A 19,579-nucleotide genomic window follows, 5' to 3' on the forward strand; every position below is an offset into this window, starting at 1 on the left:
CACGCTCTACAATCGAGCATTTCACCCAGTGAAACAATACCGCTCAGCGTTCCTCGAGTCTGTCCCGCAAAAACCGATGGCTCGCAGAAAACAACCGCTGGTAAGTGAGCAACACCGCCCCCACCGTACCCAACGCCGACGACGCGGCAATCAGGAACATGATCACGATCTGATAGCGCACCGCGTCCACCGGGCTTTCTCCCGCCAGCACTTGCCCGGTCATCATGCCGGGCAGGCTGACGATGCCGACCACCGTCATCTGGTTCAGCGTCGGGATCATCCCGGCGCGCACCGCCTGGCGAATGGCATCCTGCGCGGCCTCCCAGCGTGAGCCGCCGAGGGCCAGGATCATTTCGATGGTGTTGCGCCCCGAGGTCAGTTCCTGGGTCATGCGTTCGATACCCAGGGAGACCCCAGTCAGGGTGTTGCCGAGGATCATGCCAAGGATCGGGATCGCGTATTGCGGCTCGTACCAGGGGTGGATGCGGATCACCGCAAACAGGCCCACGGCGGTGACCAGCCATGAGCTGCCCCATACCGACAGGATGCTGTCGACCCGCTGGCCCCGGTAAGTCCGCCGTCCTCGCCCGGCGGCGGAGAGACCGGCGATCAGGGTCATGGCGCACATCAGCGGCAGCACCACGTACCAATAGGCGAACTCGAAGACCCAGCCCAACAGGTAACCGATGGCCAGCAGTTGCACCACCGTGCGCACCGCCGCCCACAGCAATTGGCGGCCCAGGCCCAGGCGCAACAGCAGCGACAGCGCGCCATTGATCAGGATCAGCGAGGCGGCAATGCCCATGTCCAGCGCGGTGAGGTTCTGGTAATTCATGGCTGGGCCACTCCGCTCAGTACACCGGCGCTCATCTGCAAGTGGATGTCACTCATGCGCCGGGCCTGGTCCAGGTCGTGGGAGACCCAGATGCAGGCACGGGAACTGTCCTCGGCAAACCAGGCGTCGATCAGCGCTTCCACTTCGCGGGACGAGGTGGGATCGAGGGCGGCAGTGGGCTCGTCCAGCAGCAGCACTTCGGGTTTGAGTTGCAGGGTGCGGATCAGCGAGACCACCTGGGACTCACCGCCTGAGAGGTCGGCTGCGTGTTTGGCCAGAAAGTCCGGCGTCTTGCCGGCGTGGCCCAGCAGTGCGGTCACCGTCGCCAGGTCGAAGCTGCGCTTGCGCGAGGTCTTGAGGCTGTAGGGAAAACGCAGGTTGTCTTCCACCGTACCGTCGAGCAGCGCCGGACGTTGGGAGAGGTAGCTGATATGGCAGCGGTAGTGAGGAATCTGCGCGTTGCCGATCGGCTCGCCGTTCCACAGGATCTGCCCGGACGTGGGCGCATCCAGCAACGCCAGTGCGCGCAGGAATACGCTTTTGCCGGAGCCGGATGAGCCGGTGATCGACACCCGGTCGCCGGCCTGCAGGCTGAAATCGGTGGGCTGGAGCAACGGCACCTGGCGACGCTCGTCCAGGCGCGTGAGGGCGCGGGTTTCAATCAGTGCGCTCATGGACGCGGTGTTCCTCTCAATCCGGATGATGCAATGGTGAGGCACACTCGCCAGGATTTCATGCAAAAAATTCAAACTATCGCATCCGGTGTGGCTCAGAGCTTTAGATTCAACGTTACCGAGGAGGCGACATGCAATACCGACAACTGGGCCATTCCGGCCTGCTGGTATCCGAAATCATCCTGGGCACCGTGCCCTTCGGCGGTCGCGCCGAGTTTGAACAATGCGGATCGGTGGACGTCCCCCAGGCCAAACGCATGTTCGATATCGCGTTCGACGCGGGTGTGAACATGGTCGACACCGCCGACCTCTATTCCCATGGCCTGGCCGAGGAAGTCGTCGGCAAAGCCTTGGGCGCCAAACGCAACGATATCCTGCTGGCCACCAAGGGCCGCAGCCCGGTGGACAACAACCCCAACAACTCCGGTTCTTCGCGCTACCATCTGATTCGCGCGTGCGAAGCCAGCCTGAAACGCTTGGGCACCGACCATATCGACCTCTATCAACTGCACAACTGGGACGGCATGACCCCCATCGAGGAAACCCTCGAAGCGCTGCGGCTGTTGGTAGGTTCGGGGAAAATACGCTACTTCGGCACCAGCAATTTCACCGCCTGGCAGATGATGAAGACCCTGGGCAAGGCCGAACTGCACGGCATGCTCAAACCTGTCACCCAGCAGATCTACTACACCCCGGAATCCCGCGAAGCCGAGTACGAACTGCTGCCACTGGCACTGGACCAGTCGGTGGGCACACTGGTGTGGGGCCCGATGGGCGAAGGCCTGTTGACCGGGTCTACCCGTCGGGGTCACAAGCCGCCCGCCAACACCCGCCAGGGCAGTGGCTGGCCGGAACCCTATGTGCACGATCAGGAGCGTGCGCTCGACATCATCGAAACCCTTGCCGCCGTCGGTGACGAACATGGCGTGTCGGTAGCCCGCACGTGTCTGGCGTGGCTCAAGGACCGACCGGGCATCACGTCGCTGATCGTCGGCGCCCGCACCGAAGAGCACCTGCGCGACAACCTCGCTGCGACTGAGTTGACACTGACCCAGGAACAAGCTTCACGCATCGAAGCCGTGACGCGCCGCCAGCCGTTATACCCATACTGGCATCGCTTTACCGCCGGGATCGACCGCTTTGATCCGGCGGAGCAGCCGTTTTTGGCTGAGCATCAAAAGACCATGGATGCGCGCAAGGACAAGTAATGCCTTGGCAGCCTTGCGCCAAGGCTGCCTTTTCCCATTCAAGGAGCCCCCGTGATTGCCCAAATCATGATCGCCGCCCTCGGCGTCGTTGCCATCTGGTTCAGCCAAAGCAAACGCTTGAAAGTGCGCCGCTACGCCTGCCTGTTCGGCATGGCGGGCCAGCCGTTCTGGTTCTGGTCATCCATCAATGCCGAACAGTGGGGGATTGTATTGCTGAGCTGTTTCTACACGGTGGCGTGGGCGAAGGGGATCAAGACCCATTGGGTTGATCACACGCCAGACGCGCAACACTGATTTGCAAACGAGCGCGGCACTGCCTATATTTCCCGCCTGGCGCTCTCTACGCCACCTTCCGCGGAAAGGGCTGCGCCCAGGACACTGCAACACTCTCTTTTTCTACGACTCCCCACCTTGAAGCGGAAAAGGTTTGTGCAAGGAGATCGTATGTCCCAACCACTCAACACCGATGGCCGTCTCAACCTTGAGCAACAGCGCAAGCGTGCCAAGGAACTGCTGCCACGCCTGAAAGCCGAAAACCCGAACGCTACCCTGTCCCTGGCCCAATGGGAAATCGCCAGGCAGCTGGGTTTCAGCAGTTGGCCAAAGCTCAAGGCCCATATCGATGCCATCGACTTCGCCGCCCGCCACCCCGATTTTGCCGCCAGTGATGAAGCCCGTACCACCCATTGGCGCTGCGGCAATGACATTGCCCACAGCCTGCAACTGGCAGGGTTCAAAGGGCAGTTCCGGATGCTCGCCGACCCGCTGTGCATGGGCCCGGTCCGCGATTTGCCCCGCCAGGCGTTCCGCGCCCTGCGCAGTGCCTTTATCAGCCAGGCCTTCGCCATCGATGAAGCCGATGCAGCTCGTCGCGTCGACGTTGAATATGACCACCTCGACGCATTGGCCAGCGCCGACCACAGTGTGCTGTGGTGCGAAGCGGATGCCTATGACCAGCTGTTCCTGATCCGCGCACTCGCCGGTCTTGAACAGGTGCCGCACAAACTGGAGCTCATCGAGGTGGACCGCATTCCCGGCGTGCAGCGTTTTATCGGCATCGGCCAACTGGCGCCGGATGTATTGGCGTGGCTATGGCCGCAACGGCGCTTGCTCGAGGAGGACGCCGTGCAACTGGCCAAACAGGCCTGGTCGGCGTACTGCGACAGCTCGCCAGTCAGATGGGCGCAAATAGCCCACGACAGCCACACCGCCTTGCCGTTGCTTGCCCCGGCGTTGTTGCGTCAATTACAGGAATTGCCCGGCCTGCACGACGGCCTGTCGCTGACCGAGCGCCTGGCCCTGACGTACCTCGCCGAAAACGGGCCAACGCCATTCGGTCGGGTGTTTGCCGAACTGATGGCCAAGCGTGAACCGCTGCCGTTCCTGGGGGACATGATGTTTCATGCGCTGTTGCGACCGCTGATCGATGGCGACAACCCTTTACTGACAGCCACCGAGACGCACCTGGAATGGCCACGCCAGGTGCTGGCGTTGACTGCGCTGGGGCAGGCCGTGTTGAACGGTGACGCCAACTGGCTGGATCACGCCAGCCATGTGCGATGGGTGGGTGGCATATGCCTGCGACCTCGCCAACCCCACTGGGCGATTGATGAACACATCATGCCTGTATGGCGCCCGTGATTACGCTAACGTGCTGCCCATTCAACCCTCACTTGCGAGACTGCCCATGCGCAACCTGATCTTCGCCAGCCTGCTTCTGCTGGCGGGCTGCCAACAAACGCCGCCGGCCAATGACCAACTCGATGCCGTGCTCTGGACCCAGACCTCCATCGAGCATGAGTTGATTTACCGCCAGCTCTTCGCCAATGCCACCCGTCAACTTGACGTGGCGTTGGCCGATCCCACCTGGGATGCCCTGCCCTTTCCCCCACGCAACCTGAACGGGTTACCGCCGGCGGTGGTGGTCGATATCGACGAAACCCTGCTGGACAACGTACCGCTCAACGCCCGCGATGTGGTCAACAACCAGGTCTATTCCTACGACCGTTGGAACACCTGGGTCGACCAGGCCAGGGCCCAGGCCTTGCCCGGTGCCGTGGCGTTCCTGCAGGCAGCCCGGCAAAAAGGCATCAAGGTGTATTACCTGACCAACCGCGAACACAGCCAGGTCGCCGCCACCGTGAAAAACCTGCGCCTGCGCGGTTTCCCGGTTGACAGCGACCAACAGGTCCTGGCCGCCAGCACTCCCACCGGCCACTGCGAAAGCGCCGGCTACGGCAAGAACTGCCGCCGCCAATGGGTCGCCGCCCATGCCCGCGTGTTATTGATGGCCGGGGATTCCCTGGGGGATTTCGTGCAGGCCGAGCACAACACCCTCGCGGATCAGCGCAAGGCGGTGGAGCCCTATGTGAACTGGTTGGGGCAACGCTGGTTCTTGTTGCCCAACCCGACCTATGGCAACTGGTACAGCGCGCCGTATGGGGATGATGAGAAGCTGCCGTTCGAGCAAAAGCGCAAGCTCAAGCAGCGGGCGTTGCAGTTGCAGGAGTAGCGATGGTGCCTGGATATCAACGTTTTTTGGGGCGCTCGTTTTTAGACATCGCCCTGGCGGCCCAAGCCATACCAAGGGTCAGAGCAATGAATACGGCTTCACATACTACGTTCCAGATGATCGTGAACCAGAACAGCTTCGGCTGCCCTACAAGCGTGTAGGTGATGGAAGGCCCCACGCGACTGTAAGAAATCGCCACACCGCGAATTAACCCGTCGACAATGAGATAGCCATGAAGCCCTACAACAAAGATGAGAGCGGCTGTGATACACCAAAGCGATCGGCTGTCCGACAGCCTCATAGCATTTCTCCTAGAAGCCTCAGACCTTGACGTTCTGCCGGATATTCCAACCGAACTTCACTGGGCCACCGTCCTTGGCACCATCGGCTTTCTGTGGCTGGTAGCTGACGTCGACGGTGGCAAAATTCAGCGCAACTCTGTCGTAAAGCACATCATCCTTATTTCCGGCACTCGTGCCGTAGGACACCACCATCACTTCCTTCAAGGTGATCACCAGATACTCCACAGGGCTGGAACCACCCGCCTTGCGCACCACAAGCCGTGCTTCGGGGTAATGCTTGCCGCTAGCGCAGGCCATCATCAAATTTGGGCTGGATTTATCCAGCGGCTTGGTCAGATTGAGGTTGGCAAAATCGGCCTTGCCGGCGCCGCCACCTCTCCCGGAGTGCATCGATCCTGCCTGAGACACTCCCCACGCCCACTCGGTGATATCGATCTCGTCGAGATGAGCGTGGTCGCGTGATTCACCCTTGATATCGCCCAGTTTCAAAAACATATCGACGGCCATATTGGCTCCTTGTCCTTGTCAGCGTCGGAAGTGACGCGGGGCGAACTGTTCCTTATTCGACAAAGGGCCGACAAGGTTGAAAACCGGTATTGGGACGCGCCTGTCTCGAAAAGACGAAACATCCGACATTAATTTGCGCAACCGCGCCTTTACTCTCTCGACTCCCAAAACCAGGAGTTAAGGAATGACGGCCTCACTGCTCAAGGATGGATTTCCCTCGGCCCATCGCACCACACGGCAACGTATTGAAAGCAGCATTGATCTGCCTCGATTGTTCTCAGCCATCGACGCCGACCCGTCAGTGATTGGTGCTGGCGTGGTGTATATCGATGCGGAGTTCAACGTCGTGGTCCTGCGTGAGTTTCAGGCGATTTGCAGGGTACAGCCGATCAAAATAGTACTGCGGGAGGCGCCAAGGTACGTGGGGCCAGTGGAGTTCAAGCGGATGCTGGAACATGAGACGCGGGAGTCCAGGTTGGTCGCGGAGGCGACCAACACCACAATGACTTGTGCAGGGGCATTATTGAGTTGGGTGGTAGTCTGGAGCGGGATTGCGTTCATGCCCTTCACTGCGGGAGCAAGTGCAGTGATTTCCTTTGTAGGAAAGGCTGCTGCAGTAGCGAGTACAGTTCAATGCATCGCTGGCACTGTTCGAACGGCATTTGAGGTTTACAGCCCTCAATCTAACGATAATCTGGACAATGAAGCTTGGTACCAGGCGGCAATGGTGGTGTTGGATAGCATTGCGCTGCTAGGTGTAGTTACTTCAACACTCGTGACAATCAGAGCGGTTAGCACTGCTACGCGAGTGACAGGAAAATCACTGCGCCAAGTCCTGCGAGGTCTTTCACGACCAGAGCGAGCACAACTGAACAACGAGTTACTCAGAATCCGTGACCCTCGACTCACAACGAAACTGCTCAAATTGGAACAGGCGGCAGGCCGGCTGCCCAAACGCATCAGTGCTACAGAAATGCATCAGACCACCCTTCACCACCTAACGGAGAGCTTGGCAGCAACTCTGAGCTTTACCAGTAGCGCTATGTCCGGAAACGTCAAAACACTTGCGATCGGCCTTTACGAAGAGTTGATCGATTGAACAAGCAGAAAAAACAAGAGGTATGAAAAACCTAAGCGACCCTGAAAAAACAGGGTCGCTGGAAGTGGTGGTAACCCGTCATGCCGCGACGTCACGTGCCGCCGTATGCCGATTCACCGGCACCGGCAACCCCAGGTGCCCGCGCAACGTGCTGTGACTGTACTCACTGCGAAACAACCCGCGCTCGCGCAACAGCGGCAATACCTGATCGGTAAACCGCGCAAAGTCCTCCGGCGCGCCCACATGGATGTTGAACCCATCCACCGCGCCCTCCACAAACCAGCGCTCGATCTCATCCGCCACGGTCTTGGGCGAGCCGACGAAACTGGAAAACGGCTTGGCAAACCGCAGCGCCGCCTGACGCAACGTCAGACCCTGTTCACGGGAAACTTGCTTGATGTTTTCCGCATGCCCACGATAGCCATTGCTACCCAAGTCACCCAACTCCGGGAACGGCTCATCCAACGGATATTGGCTGAAGTCGTGGTAATTGAATGGCCGGCCTAACTGCACCAGCGCTTTGTGCAGATCCAGCTCGCCATTGCGCTCGCGGTCGATGGCCTGGGCCTGCTCATCGGTATCCGCGATGATTGGAGAAATACCCGGCAGGATGGTTACGTGGTCAGGGTTACGTCCAGCGGCGGCGGTGCGTTTCTTGATGTCGCTGTAGTACGCCTGGGCATCTTCGAAATTGCCCACGCCGGCAAAAATCCCCTCGGCATAGTTCGCCGCCAGGCTGCGCCCGGATTCGGAGATTCCCGCCTGGAAAATCACCGGTTGGCCTTGGGCTGAACGGGCTATATTCAACGGTCCGGTGACCGAGAAAAACTCGCCGTGGTGATCGAGGCGGTGTTGGCGCTGCGGGTCGAGGAACACCTTGGTTTGCTTGTCACGCACAAAGGCGTCGTCTTCATAGGAGTCCCACAAGCCCTGCACCACCTCCAGATGTTCGGCCGCGCGGCGATAGCGCTCGGTGTGGTCGATGTGTTGCGCGCGGCCAAAGTTACCGGCCGCGCCTTCCAAGCCGGTGGTGACCACGTTCCAGCCGGCGCGGCCGCCACTGATGTGGTCCAGGGACGCAAACTGCCGCGCCACGTTGAAGGGTTCGGTATAGGAGGTTGTGAGCGTCGCCACCAGGCCGATTTTCGAGGTCGCCCCGGCGATGGCTGAGAGCAGCGTCAAGGGCTCCAGGCGGTTGAGGAAATGCGGCGCGGAATCCGGGGTGATGTAGGGGCTGTCGACGATGAACACCAGGTCGAACTTGGCCGCTTCTGCCTGCTGGGCCTGGGCGCGGTACCAGTCGATATCCACACTGGCATCGCCGGGGATCTGCGGGTGCAGCCATTCGTTTTGTGCAGTGCCTACACCGGTGAGAATGGCGCCGAATTTGAGTTGCCGGGGTGAGGTGGGCATCAGGGTATTCCTCCGTGGGTGGCCGCGGTGCTGGCCTGTAGAGATCGACGTTAATGCCCGCGAGCGGGGCTTGTGAAAGGCTTTGTAGATATATGCTAATTATTAAAATTACTGATATAAACCAAGAAAAAAAATCCGCAACAGGCATAAAAAACAACAGCGCTGTCGCGGGCCGTTGAAGCGGCTTTGGACACGGTCATGAGAAAACAAGGAGAATGGCGACCTTTCAAACTCAACGCGCTGGCATCAGGTTATTCCCTCGATCCCAATCTGATTCAAGCCACAAGGTCATATGGATATGAAACGGGCACTTATCGCTTGGCTCGGCCTGTTATCGCTCACCCAACCCTCACTGTCCTTCGCGGATAACCTCAACGGGAAAACCCTCTTCACCCAGCGGTGTGCGATGTGTCACGGCGCCGATATCAAAGGCACTGGCCCCCTGGCCAACAAGAGCAATCCCCCCACACCTGACCTGACCACCGCCGCGTTCAAAAAACGCCTGAATGACTACCCAGGCGTTATCGTCTCTTCAATCATACTTCGCCCCAATGGCGACCTGATCCCAAGGACGTTGCGAGAGAACGGCGTGAAGCTAGCGCCGTTCGCATGGAGGGTTAGCGACTTCCGCGATTTGAATCAATACATGAGCGGTGTGATTGCCAAGACTCGTTGAGCCTCACACCGCTCTTGCAGCAACCGCCTCGACCTCAATCAACGCACCAGGCAATGGCAACGCCACCACTTGCAGCGCCGTACGTGCCGGCTTGTTCGGTTGATCAGGAGTACCGAAGAACTGCGTGTACCCCGCCTGCAAGCCGGCGAAATCCAGCTTGCCGCCTGTCTCTTCGGCCCCTACCAGGAACACCCGCAACTGCACGATATCGCCCAGGTCCAGGTCCTGCTGGCGCAGGATCTTGCGCAGTTTGTTGAACACCGACACCGTCTGCACTTCGGTATTGCCATAGGCCGCCGGTGTGCCCGCCGGGGCGCTGGCATCGTGCAGGTCGGGCAAGGTGCCGCTGATGAAGATCAGGCTGGCGGATGCCGGCACCGTGACGGTCTGGGAAATCGGGAAATCGCCGACGCTGGTACGTTGAATGCTGTCGCTCATGATGAATCTCCTTATGAAGCGGCCAATGCCGCGCTATGACGGTGTTGAGTCACCCGTTCAGCCAGTTGCCCCACCACATGGCGCGCCGAGTTGGCCGCCGATTCCTGCCAGATACCCACGCCGCTTTGCACCAGCCCGTCGCCGGCGAAATACACCCGGCCATGCCCGGCTTCAAGCAAGGCGCTGGCGTCGGCCGGGAAATGCTCGCGCTGCAGCCACGGGCCTTCGCTGTAGGGAATCTGCTCCCAGGACACCGCCAGCGGGTTGCGCAGGTGCTTGGAATACCCGGGATGCAGCAGTTCCACGGCCTCCCTGGAGGTGGCGTACTGTTTGTCGAACGGTTGCGCGCCAAACACATCGGCGCCCTCCCCGGTCACATAGCCCGCCACCAGCAGGCCTTCGCGAGTGTTGAGGTCATTGCTCGGGTACCACAGCAGGCGCGCCGGGTGTTCGATCCACGACAGGCCGCCGTAGGTGCGGTAGTCGGTCTCCCAGAAGCGCGGCGACTGCCACGCCACTTTGGTCGCCTGGTCGCTGCGGGTGCTGAGCAGGGCGGCCTTGATCGGGTCGTTGAAGTCGGTGTCGAGCCTGGCCAGCAACGGCAGCGGCAACGTCGAGATCAGGTAGTCGGCGCGCACGACCTGCTCGCGGCCGCTGCGCTGGTCGTGATAGGTCACCGCCACGCCGTCTTCCAACTGGCGGATACGGCGCACCTGGGCGCCCAGTTGTACATGACCGCTGACGCGCTGGTAGAAGGCGTCGGTGATGCGGTCCATGCCGCCCACCGGTTGGAACATGGTGGCAGAGAACTCCGGGAATTCGGTGTGCAGCAACGCGCCCCACAGTTCCGGATGCAGCAGTTGGTCCAGCGCCAACGGGCGGCGGCTGGCGGGCAAGGCGCCGGGGTGCGCTGGCGATTCCAGGTGCCCCGAACGGATCGTGCCTTCGAAAGCCAGCTCCTGGGACAGGTCGCCATACACCCGCAGGAACGCCAGCAAGCGCGTACGCTCTTCACCGCTCAACAGATCATCGAGGGCATCGCGCTGCACAGCTTTGGCGAGCAAGCCGGACAGGTGCCCGCGCGCATCGTTGATGGCCTGGCCGACCGTGAATGCAGGCTTGCCCACATCAGGCCGTACCTGGGCGCCATGACTGCTGTTGACCAGCACTTCCAGCGGCACGCCCAGCTCATTGCAATAGTCGAGAATCGTGCGGTGCTGGCTGGGAATCCGTGCCGGCCCGGCGTTGAAGTAATGCCCCGGGTCGAATGCGGCAGTTTGCGTGCGGCCGTCCTTGTAGTCCACGCGGTCGCCGTTGCGGATCGTCCAGGTGCGGCCGCCCACCCGCTCACGGGCCTCCAGCACTTGCACCTCGAAGCCGGCGCGGGTCAGTTCCAGGGCTGTGACCAGCCCCGCGATCCCCGCGCCCAGCACCAGCACACGCGTGCCCTGCCCCAGGCCTTCCTTGAGTTTCAACGGTTGCGGACGGCGGTGTGACGACGGCCCCAGGCCCAATGCCGCCAGCGCGTCCTTGACCGCCAGCTCGCCCCCTACCGCAGCGATGCTCGACAGCGCTTCACGTCGTGTCAGTCCCATGCTCGATGCTCCTTAATCCGGCAGGCCCGGTGGGTTGATCAGCGACGTGTCGACCCGCTCGATGTCCAGGCCCCAGCGTTGCAGCACCTGCTCATATTGGCCGCCGGCAATCGCACCTTCCAGGGCGGTGTGGATCGGCTTGACCAGGCCGTTGTCCTTGCGCGTGGTCACCGCGATATCGGCCTTCAACGGCCAGCCACCATTCACCGTGCCGACGAGCTTGATACCGCCGGTGATTGCCGCCGAATAGGCATACACCGAGTTAGGCCCGAACAGCGCATCGCTGCGCCCGGACTGCACGGCCAACTGGGCGGCAGCCTGGTCGTCGAAGTATTGCAACAGCGCCGGCTTGCGCCCCTCCTTCTCGTTGGCCTCGTTCCAGGCCAGCAGGACTTTTTCCTGGTTGGTGCCGGAACCGACGATGATCTTCAACCCGGCGATGTCCGCCGCCTGCTTGATCTCGCTGATCTTGCTGGTGCTCTTCACGTAGAAGCCGAGCACATCCTGGCGGTAGGTGGCGAAGTCAAAGCGCTTCTTGCGCGCCTCGGTCACGGTGACGTTGCTGATCACCGCGTCGTACTTGCCCGAACTGACACCCAGGGGCCAGTCCTCCCAACTGGTCTGCACCACATTGAGTTGCAGGCCCAAGCTATCGGCAACAAGCTGCGCGGTGTCAGCCTCGCTGCCGATGGTGGTCTTGTCGTCGCTGGCCAGCAGCGCCAGGGGCGGCCCGGCCACGCCGGAGACGGCCACGGTGAACTTGCCCGGCTGGGCGAACTTGAAGCCCGGCGGGATCTGTGCGATGGCCGCCTCGTTACGCGGCACATGGATGCGCGGGCGGTCGGGGCTGAGGTCGACCTGTTGCACGGCGAATGCGTGTTGCGCGGTGCTGACGGCAAGCGCCAGCAGGGCCACGCGGGCAGTAGAGATAAACATGGGCAGTCACTCCTTGAACTACAGCACCTTGCCGAGAAAGGCCACAGTGCGGGGATGTCGCGGTTGGCGGAAAATCTGTTCGGGCGGGCCTTCTTCAATCAACTGGCCGTCGCAGAGGAACACCACGTGGTCGGCCACCTCACGGGCAAAGCCGATCTCGTGGGTGACGATCACCAGGGTCACGCCCAGTTGGGTCAGGCCCTTGATCACGTCGAGCACTTCGCCCACCAGTTCCGGGTCGAGGGCCGAGGTGGGTTCATCGAACAGCAGCACTTTGGGGTCCAGCGCCAGGGCACGGGCGATGGCCACGCGCTGTTGCTGGCCGCCAGAGAGCTGGCGCGGATAGGCATCGACCTTGTCCGCCAGGCCGACCTTGGCCAGCAACCCGGCCGCCTTGGCCTGGGCCTCGGCCTTGCTCCAGCGCTTGTGGGCCAGGGGCGCTTCGGCGACGTTTTCCCAGGCGGTGAGGTGGGGGAACAGGTTGAAGTTCTGGAACACGAAACCGACGTCGATACGGCGCTTGAGAATCTCCCGTTCTTTGAGTTCGTAGAGCAGATCGCCCTTTCGACGGTAACCGACGTATTCACCGTCAATGGTGATATGCCCGCTGTCGATCTTTTCCAGGTGGTTGATGGTGCGCAGCAAGGTCGACTTGCCCGAGCCGGACGGCCCGAGGATCACCGTGACCTTGCCCGGGTCGATGGTCAGGTCGATGTCTTTCAACACCTGCTGGTTGCCAAAGCGCTTGCCCACGCCCTGGATCTGGATGCGCCCGGCGCGTGCTTCAGCCATGGGTCTTCTCCTTGATCCAGCCGCGAATGCGTTGCAGCGGCGTGGGTGGCAGCACCCGTGCGGTGCCCCGCGCAAAGTGGCGTTCGACGTAGTACTGCGCGCTGGTCAGCACGGTGGTGATGATCAGGTACCAGACCGTCGCTACGATCAGCAGCGGGATCACCGCCTGGGTGCGGTTGTAGATGACCTGCACGGTGTAGAACAGCTCCGGCAGGGCCAGCACGTAGACGATGGACGTGCCCTTGACCAGGCCGATGATCTCGTTGAAACCCGACGGCAGGATCGAGCGCAGCGCCTGGGGCAGGATGATCCGGAAGATGCGCCGCGAGGCCGGCAACCCCAGGGCCGCGGCGGCTTCATGCTGGCCGGCGTCGACGCCGATCAGGCCGCCACGGATGATCTCCGCCGCATACGCCGCCTGCATCAGGCTCAAGCCCAGCACGGCCACGGTGAACTGGCTGAGCACATCCACCGTCGACCACTCGGCGAACACCACGCTGGTGAACGGCACACCGAGCACGATGTGGTCATACAGGTAGGCAAAGTTGTAGAGGATGATCAGCACCAGCAACGCCGGCATCGAGCGGAAAAACCAGATATATCCCCAGGCCAATGCCGCCAGCAGCGGCGAGCCCGACAGCCGCGCCAATGCCAGCGCGGTACCAAGGATGATGCTGAACAGCGTGCTCAGCAGGGTCAGCAACAGCGTCTGCCCCAGACCACGCAGCACCGACGGCGAAAAAAACCACTGGCCGAATACGCCCCACTCCCAGCGCGGGTTGGTGGCCAGCGAGTGCACGATGGCCAGCAGCACGAGCGCCGCAAAGATCGACCCGGCCCAGCGCCAGGGATGCCGGGCGGGCACCACCTGCAGGGCCTTGATCGGCGTGGAGACACGGGCCTGGCGCACCGGACTGGGCGCGTCGATCAGGTCATAGGGTTTGGCGACGATAGGCATGGTGTATTCCTCGGCCTCAGAAGGCATAGGTCAAGCGGGTGTAGTAGTACCCGCCGGTAAAACCGTAGGGCGAATAGACGCCATAGCTGCTGACCATGGTGCTGCTCGGCACCCCTTGTTTCTTGGGGTAGATGTCGAACAGGTTCTTGGCGCCGACGGCGATGTTCAGGTCTTTGGTGAGGTTGTAGCCAAGGTCGAGATCGGTGATCCACTTGGCGCTGTAGATGCGGTCCAGGTCGCGATTGGCCGATGAGTTCACTTCCTTGTAGGAGCCGTAGCGCGTCAGGGCCAGGTTGAGGTTGAAGCGATCGATGCTCCAGTCGCCGCCCAGGATCAACTTGGTGTTGGGCTGCACGCCGGTGATCAGGTTGCGCGCCTCGCGGTTCATCAGCTCGTAGGAGGTGCCGAGGATGTGGGTGGATTCCTTGTAGTTGAGGATTCTGGTCTGGTTCCAGTTGAATGCTGCGGTCCATTTCACCGAACCGTACCGGCCGAGGTCCTGGCTGTAGTTGCTGACCAGGTCCAGGCCTTTGGTACGGGTGTCGGCGCCATTGATGAAGTACTGCCCGCCGGAGGTGGAGTGGATGCCATTGTTCTGCAATACCTGGGTGATCTCGGGGCCGAGCAAGGTGCCCGTGAGGGTGATGCGGTCGCGCAGGTTGATCACGTAGGCGTCGGCGGTGAAGCTCAGGCGGTCGGTGGGTGTGAGGGTGAAACCCAGGCTGAAGTTGGTCGAACGCTCGGGTTTCAACTCCTGGGCACCCAGGGCTTGGGCCGCGGCGGAACCCACGGGCAACACGCCGTAGTTGATCGACTGGTACACGCCGTCCACCACGCCATAGGTGGTGGAGCGTGCGCTGAACAGGCTGTTGGCCAGGGACGGCGCTCGGAAACCGTTGCTGACAGTGGCGCGCACGGCGAACTGCGGGGTGAAGTCATAGCGGGTGGTCAGCTTGCCGCTGCGCGTGGCGCCGACGCCCTGGTTGTAGTGCTCGTAGCGAAACGCCGTGCCGACGTACCAGTCCGGCACCGGGTTGAAGCCCACGTCGACGTAACTGGCCAGGCTGTTGCGCGAGGCGCTGCTTTCTTCGTCCGGCGAAATGCCGTTGGTGACCTGCGCGCCCGACGACGCGCAATTGCCCGGCGCCACGCAGTAGCCGCCGTTGGCATAGGATTCATAGTCACCGGCCTGCACCTCATAAGTGTCGCGCCGATGCTCGAAGCCGACGCTCAGGTCCAGAGGCTTTTGCAGGCCGATGTCGAAGCCGCGCTTGAAGTCGAGGTTGGTGGTCAGCTCGGTGGCGATCCAGGTACCGGAGGTAAAGTGATTCGGCGTGGCCTCCCCCAGGGACGGGTTCTGATTATGGGTGGTGCCCTGCTCCGCCTCGTTGCGCCCGTAGGTGGTGGACAGGTCCCAGTCCCACTCGCCCACCGTGCCTTTGCCGCCGAATGCCGCCTGGAAATCATCCTCGTCGATAAACCACGTCGGCGTGTAGCCGCCGGGATAACCGTTGGGCCCGGTGGTAATGGTGTTGGTGATGGTCGGCAGGCGGAAGTTCTGCCCCTGCTCGGCCTTGCGCCGTGAATAGGTGGTGAAGGAATACAGGCTGAGGCTGTCGTCGATCGGCAACTCGGCGTTGTAGCCCAGGGTCAGCAGGTTGGTCTTGGGCGTGCCATAACCGCCGTACGTCGACCGCCCGGCCTGCTCGTAGGCCTGGGCATAGGTGTAGCCGTTGGCGCTGGCTTTGTTGTCATCGTTCTGGCTGCGCGCGTCGAGGGCGAGCTGCACGATGCCGCCGTCGCCGATCTCGAAACCCTTGTTGAGGCTTTGCTGCACCGTCTGTTTCTTGCCGTCATAGCCCTGGCCGATATTGGTCACCGCGGTGCCGCTGGTGTCGGCCTTGAGGATCACGTTGATCACCCCGGCGATGGCATCGGAACCGTACTGGGCGGCGGCGCCGTCGCGCAGGACTTCCACATGGTCGATGGCGCTGATGGGGATCAGGTCGAGGTCGGCCGGGGCCGCACCGATATTGATCCCGTTGATGTTCAAGGTGGCGGCGGTGTGACGGCGCTTGCCGTTGACCAGTACCAGCACCTCGGCGGCACTCAGGCCACGCAGGTTGGGGGCTCGGGCAATGCCGCTGGCGTCCCAGCCGGTTTTTTCCGGCAGGGTCAGCGAGGGGATCACTGCGCTCAGGGCCTCCATGAGGCCGGGCTTGCCGGTGTTCTGCAATTGCTTGGCGCTGACCACATCGATCGGCACCGGGCTGCTGGTGACGGTACGCTGCTCGGCGCCGCGGTTGCCGGTGACGACCACGGTGGACAGGGTGCTGTCATCCTGGGCGTGTGCGGTGTTGGCCAGGATGGCCAGGGTAAATGCGGCAGTGGGTTGTAGCACTCGCTTCATAGGGGTTCCTGCGTTTCCAAATCGCGAAGTCGGGCCGTCACGCGGGTGGGCGCGGTGCTCGGTTTTTTTCTGGGGTGTCAGGGCGATTTGGGGCTAGGTGTGGGGCGAGGTTTGAATTGGCAACATACGTTGAACTCCCTTCCAACGGTTCTGCTGCGGGGTGGCAGCGCAGAATCCGAGTCTAGATTGGTACCATCCGAGGTCAGGGGTAGGCTGTTGAGTTCAAACATAACGGAATGGGTTTTGAAAATATAATGCTATTTGGGCATAAGCTAATATTCTTGGATTTCATTATTTATGAATTTTGTTATTCATATAAGTAATGTTTTTTTGCGATTTGGGGATTGGGGCATATCCGTTATTTGGGTCACGGCGGCTTATGGTTCCGCCCTTACGGCGGGTCACTTTTGAAAAGAGCCCAAAAGTAACCAAATGGCTTTTGCCCCAACACTCGGCACCTCGCCTAGGCTCGGTGTGCCCGTAATCCGACAGTGATTTGGGGGGCCGCCTAAGATCAAAATCAAAAGCCAGATCAAAAGCAGACGGATATCTGACTGCTGTATGGAGATCAAACTGTGGGAGGGAGCTTGCTCCCGATAGCAGTGAAGCAGGCACAGATGCATCAACTGACAGACCGCTATCGGGAGCAAGCTCCCTCCCACATTTAACCGAGATCGACAGTAAAATACCGGCCACTCTGGGCTGAGGAATCAACCAGCTCTGCTTTTGATCTACACCACTCAGGTCGGCTACCAGGCCGCCGTGCTCTTGCTCTTGCTCTTGCTCTTGCTCTTGCTCTTGCTCTTGCTTTTGATCTTGATCTTGATCTGGGGCGCCCCGTCAAACACGCTGGCCGAACGCAGGCTTGAATCCGTGGGTAACCCGGCAGGACGCCGGGTTAGCCGCACTGGGCCATGGATGGCCCATTGCGGCGGCCCACGGATTCAAGCCGGAGTGAGGGCACACCGAGCCAAAGCGAGGTGCCGAGTGTTGGGGCGAAGGCCTTTTGCTTACTTTTGGCTGGGCCGGCTTCCGGCCTTTCCAAAAGTGAGCCGCTGTAAGAGCGGAACCATAAGTAGCCGTTACCGAAGAAACGGATATGTACACCTACCTACCCGGCCGCAACAACTGCATCTGCTGCCGATAATCATCCGTCACCTGCCGCGCCTGCCCACTACTGGTAATCACCCTGGGCGTAATCAACACAATCAACTCCGTCCGATCCTTGGACTTACTGGTACTCCCAAACAACCAGCGCAACCCTGGGACCTTTCCCAGATACGGTACGGCACTGACACTCTCCCCGTTGTCCTGCTTGATCAACCCTCCCAGCAACACCGTCTGCCCACTCTGCACCGCCACCTGCGTCGACACCGAACGCGTCGAGATACGCGGATTCACCGGCGTATCGCTAGTACCACTCTGACTCTCGGCATCACTGACCTGCTGCTGGATATCCATGTATACCAACCCCCCCGGATTGATCCGCGGCACCACATCCAGGATCACCCCGGTCTGCACATACTCGACACTGCTCAACGTGGTATCGGCGTCCCCGGTGTTGACGGTGGTCTGGCTGATTGGAATGTTGTCCCCCACCTGAATCTGCGCCGGCTGGTTGTTCATCACCACCAGCGACGGCGCCGAGAGCACCTGGGTGCGTCCATTGGTTTCCAGCGCATGCAACGCCACCTGCAGATTCGAACTGACAAATGAGTAGAACAACGAGTCCGTCGCCCCCAGCCCTGCCCCGCCACCGCCCAGCGCACCCTGGCTGCCGGAGGCATTGGCCACCGTGGTGCTGCCGGAATTGCCCGCCAGCCGCCCTAGATACCACTGCACACCCAGGTCCAGTTCACCGGTGAGCTTGACCTCAAGAATCCGTGTCTCGATCTGCACTTGCAGGGGCGGATTGTCGAGACGCTTGATCGCCGCTTCGATCTCTTTCCACTGCGCGGGACGGGTGCGCACCAACAGTTGGTTGCTGCTCTTTTGTGCGGTGATACGGGTGCCGGCTTCCAGGGCGTTGGTGGCGGCGACCGGCTGCTCTTGCGGCTCGGGTTCTTCAGCGGCAGGCGGGTTGTTCTGCAAGTCACCGGTATTGAGTGACGACAGGGTTGTCGTGCGCAGGCCAGGCGCAACCTTGGCCGGCGTGTCGTCCTTGATCGCGCCGGTGCCGTAGATCTGCCGCAGGTACTTGGCCAGGTCGGCGGCCTTCATGTTGCGCACGTCGTAGACGTACATCTGTGGCTCGTTGCCGCCGCCTTCGTCGATGGTGCGGATCCAGTCGCCGACTTCGCTGAGGTACTGGGGCTGGGAAGAAATCGCTACCACCGAGTTGGTCCGTTCAATCGGCAGAAAGCGCAGCATGCCCGCCAGGGGCATGCCGCTGTCCGGGCCGAACAGGCTTTGCAGCTGAGGCATCAACTCGGCCACCGACGCGCGTTGCAGGCCGAACACGCCCACCGACATGCCCTTGAGCCAGTCCACGTCGAAGGTGTCGATGGTGTCCTGGTAGTTGGCCAGCTCATCCGGCGTACCGGCCAGGCTCAGCACATTGCGCACCGGGTCGACCAGCAGAAACGCATTCTCGCGGGCGAAGGGCTTGAGCAGTTTCTGCATCTCGGTGGCGGAGATGTAGCGCAGCGGAAACAGCCGCGCCGACAAGCCGCTGGAAGGTTGCGCCACGCTCATCTGCGGCACCAGCTTGCCCGCCACCGCCTGGCTGGCCGGCAGGATCACGTAGCGGTCACCCTGCTTGATCATCGCGTTGTCGGTCCAGGACAGCAGGGTTTCGAGAATCGACAAGGCCTGCTGCTTGTCCACCGGCCTGGAGGTGGAAAAGCTGACGTTGCCCTTCACGCCCTGGGCGATGCTGTAGTTTTCGTGCAGCAGGTCGCCCATCACGCTGTTGATCACCGCTTCGATGGGTTGGTCGGCGAAGTTGAACACGATGTCGCCGCCCTCTGCCTTCACACCCGGCGCGGTCGCCGGCGGACGCACGAACTGCTGGTTGCCCCGAATCAACTGGCGCTGCGCGGGGGACTTGACCAAGGGCCGGGCAACTTCCACTGGGGGCGCCTCGCCGGGCGGGCGTTGCGAGCCAGTGCCCTGCATGGCCTCGTGCAGAAGCTCATCATCCGGTTCGAGACGGTCGGGGAAGCTGCCACAGCCGCCCAGGGCAAGGGCGGTGGCCAGGCATAACGTGGAGGTGCGCATGTCGA

Annotated in this window: 18 protein-coding genes; 6 read left to right on the forward strand and 12 right to left on the reverse strand. The window is 61.4% G+C overall.

Annotated features, from left to right (window positions below; genetic code table 11):
• Nucleotides 1-43 precede the first annotated feature (43 nt).
• Nucleotides 44-835 carry an ABC transporter permease gene (gene fetB / locus BMX59_RS18715; RefSeq protein WP_071492141.1) on the reverse strand — a complete coding sequence of 264 codons (792 nt, stop codon included), beginning with the start codon at nt 833-835 and terminating at the stop codon, nt 44-46.
• Nucleotides 832-1,509, reverse strand: coding sequence for an ABC transporter ATP-binding protein (locus BMX59_RS18720; protein ID WP_093124496.1), 678 nt, complete (start codon nt 1,507-1,509; stop codon nt 832-834). Before BMX59_RS18720 ends, fetB begins: the two co-directional genes overlap by 4 nt.
• A gap of 131 nt (nt 1,510-1,640) precedes the next feature.
• Here BMX59_RS18720 and BMX59_RS18725 point away from each other — a divergent pair, with 131 nt between their 5' ends.
• The 4 genes from BMX59_RS18725 (at nt 1,641) to BMX59_RS18740 (ending at nt 5,229) form a co-directional block, all read left to right on the forward strand.
• Nucleotides 1,641-2,717 carry an aldo/keto reductase gene (locus BMX59_RS18725; RefSeq protein ID WP_092244472.1) on the forward strand — a complete coding sequence of 359 codons (1,077 nt, stop codon included), beginning with the start codon at nt 1,641-1,643 and terminating at the stop codon, nt 2,715-2,717.
• Between the two features lie 51 nt (nt 2,718-2,768).
• Nucleotides 2,769-3,011, forward strand: a complete 243-nt coding sequence (locus BMX59_RS18730; protein ID WP_058426121.1) for a hypothetical protein — start codon at nt 2,769-2,771, stop codon at nt 3,009-3,011.
• A gap of 150 nt (nt 3,012-3,161) precedes the next feature.
• The gene (locus BMX59_RS18735) at nt 3,162-4,358 is read left to right on the forward strand and encodes a DUF1835 domain-containing protein (protein ID WP_092244469.1); all 1,197 of its coding nucleotides are present in this window, start codon (nt 3,162-3,164) and stop codon (nt 4,356-4,358) included.
• A gap of 46 nt (nt 4,359-4,404) precedes the next feature.
• A complete protein-coding gene (locus BMX59_RS18740) occupies nt 4,405-5,229 on the forward strand; it encodes a 5'-nucleotidase, lipoprotein e(P4) family (RefSeq protein WP_092244466.1) in 825 nt (274 codons plus the stop codon).
• Nucleotides 5,230-5,245: 16 nt separating this feature from the next.
• On the opposite strand, the gene BMX59_RS18745 is transcribed toward BMX59_RS18740, so the two are convergent.
• The gene (locus BMX59_RS18745; protein WP_092244463.1) at nt 5,246-5,530 is read right to left on the reverse strand and encodes a hypothetical protein; all 285 of its coding nucleotides are present in this window, start codon (nt 5,528-5,530) and stop codon (nt 5,246-5,248) included.
• Between the two features lie 19 nt (nt 5,531-5,549).
• A complete protein-coding gene (locus tag BMX59_RS18750) occupies nt 5,550-6,038 on the reverse strand; it encodes an Hcp family type VI secretion system effector (protein WP_092244460.1) in 489 nt (162 codons plus the stop codon).
• Nucleotides 6,039-6,222: 184 nt separating this feature from the next.
• On the opposite strand from BMX59_RS18750, the gene BMX59_RS18755 reads away from it, so the two are divergent.
• A complete protein-coding gene (locus BMX59_RS18755) occupies nt 6,223-7,137 on the forward strand; it encodes an Ssp4 family T6SS effector (RefSeq protein WP_093124503.1) in 915 nt (304 codons plus the stop codon).
• A 78-nt stretch (nt 7,138-7,215) separates the two neighbouring features.
• Here the strand turns inward: BMX59_RS18755 and BMX59_RS18760 are convergent, their stop codons facing one another.
• The gene (locus BMX59_RS18760; protein ID WP_139212903.1) at nt 7,216-8,550 is read right to left on the reverse strand and encodes an LLM class flavin-dependent oxidoreductase; all 1,335 of its coding nucleotides are present in this window, start codon (nt 8,548-8,550) and stop codon (nt 7,216-7,218) included.
• Between the two features lie 298 nt (nt 8,551-8,848).
• Between BMX59_RS18760 and BMX59_RS18765 the strand changes: the two genes are divergently transcribed.
• Nucleotides 8,849-9,226, forward strand: a complete 378-nt coding sequence (locus BMX59_RS18765; RefSeq protein ID WP_093124506.1) for a c-type cytochrome — start codon at nt 8,849-8,851, stop codon at nt 9,224-9,226.
• A 3-nt stretch (nt 9,227-9,229) separates the two neighbouring features.
• Here BMX59_RS18765 and BMX59_RS18770 read toward each other — a convergent pair whose 3' ends face one another.
• From BMX59_RS18770 to gspD, 7 genes are all read right to left on the reverse strand, one after another.
• Entirely contained in the window at nt 9,230-9,664 is a 435-nt protein-coding gene (locus tag BMX59_RS18770; protein ID WP_092244453.1) for a RidA family protein, read from the reverse strand.
• An 11-nt stretch (nt 9,665-9,675) separates the two neighbouring features.
• Nucleotides 9,676-11,259, reverse strand: a complete 1,584-nt coding sequence (locus tag BMX59_RS18775; protein WP_092244450.1) for a flavin monoamine oxidase family protein — start codon at nt 11,257-11,259, stop codon at nt 9,676-9,678.
• A gap of 12 nt (nt 11,260-11,271) precedes the next feature.
• A complete protein-coding gene (locus BMX59_RS18780; RefSeq protein ID WP_071492149.1) occupies nt 11,272-12,195 on the reverse strand; it encodes an ABC transporter substrate-binding protein in 924 nt (307 codons plus the stop codon).
• Nucleotides 12,196-12,213: 18 nt separating this feature from the next.
• On the reverse strand, nt 12,214-12,987 hold the full coding sequence (locus tag BMX59_RS18785; protein ID WP_092244447.1) for an amino acid ABC transporter ATP-binding protein: 774 nt from the start codon (nt 12,985-12,987) through the stop codon (nt 12,214-12,216).
• Nucleotides 12,980-13,945, reverse strand: coding sequence for an amino acid ABC transporter permease (locus tag BMX59_RS18790; protein ID WP_092244444.1), 966 nt, complete (start codon nt 13,943-13,945; stop codon nt 12,980-12,982). Before BMX59_RS18790 ends, BMX59_RS18785 begins: the two co-directional genes overlap by 8 nt.
• A gap of 16 nt (nt 13,946-13,961) precedes the next feature.
• Nucleotides 13,962-16,355 carry a TonB-dependent receptor plug domain-containing protein gene (locus BMX59_RS18795; protein WP_092244441.1) on the reverse strand — a complete coding sequence of 798 codons (2,394 nt, stop codon included), beginning with the start codon at nt 16,353-16,355 and terminating at the stop codon, nt 13,962-13,964.
• Between the two features lie 1,107 nt (nt 16,356-17,462).
• Nucleotides 17,463-19,574 (reverse strand): type II secretion system secretin GspD, encoded by a 2,112-nt coding sequence (gene gspD, locus BMX59_RS18805; RefSeq protein ID WP_093124514.1) that lies wholly within the window; start codon nt 19,572-19,574, stop codon nt 17,463-17,465.
• Nucleotides 19,575-19,579: the final 5 nt, after the last annotated feature.

It is taken from the genome of Pseudomonas sp. NFR09 (assembly GCF_900111535.1).
GTDB lineage: Bacteria > Pseudomonadota > Gammaproteobacteria > Pseudomonadales > Pseudomonadaceae > Aquipseudomonas > Aquipseudomonas extremorientalis.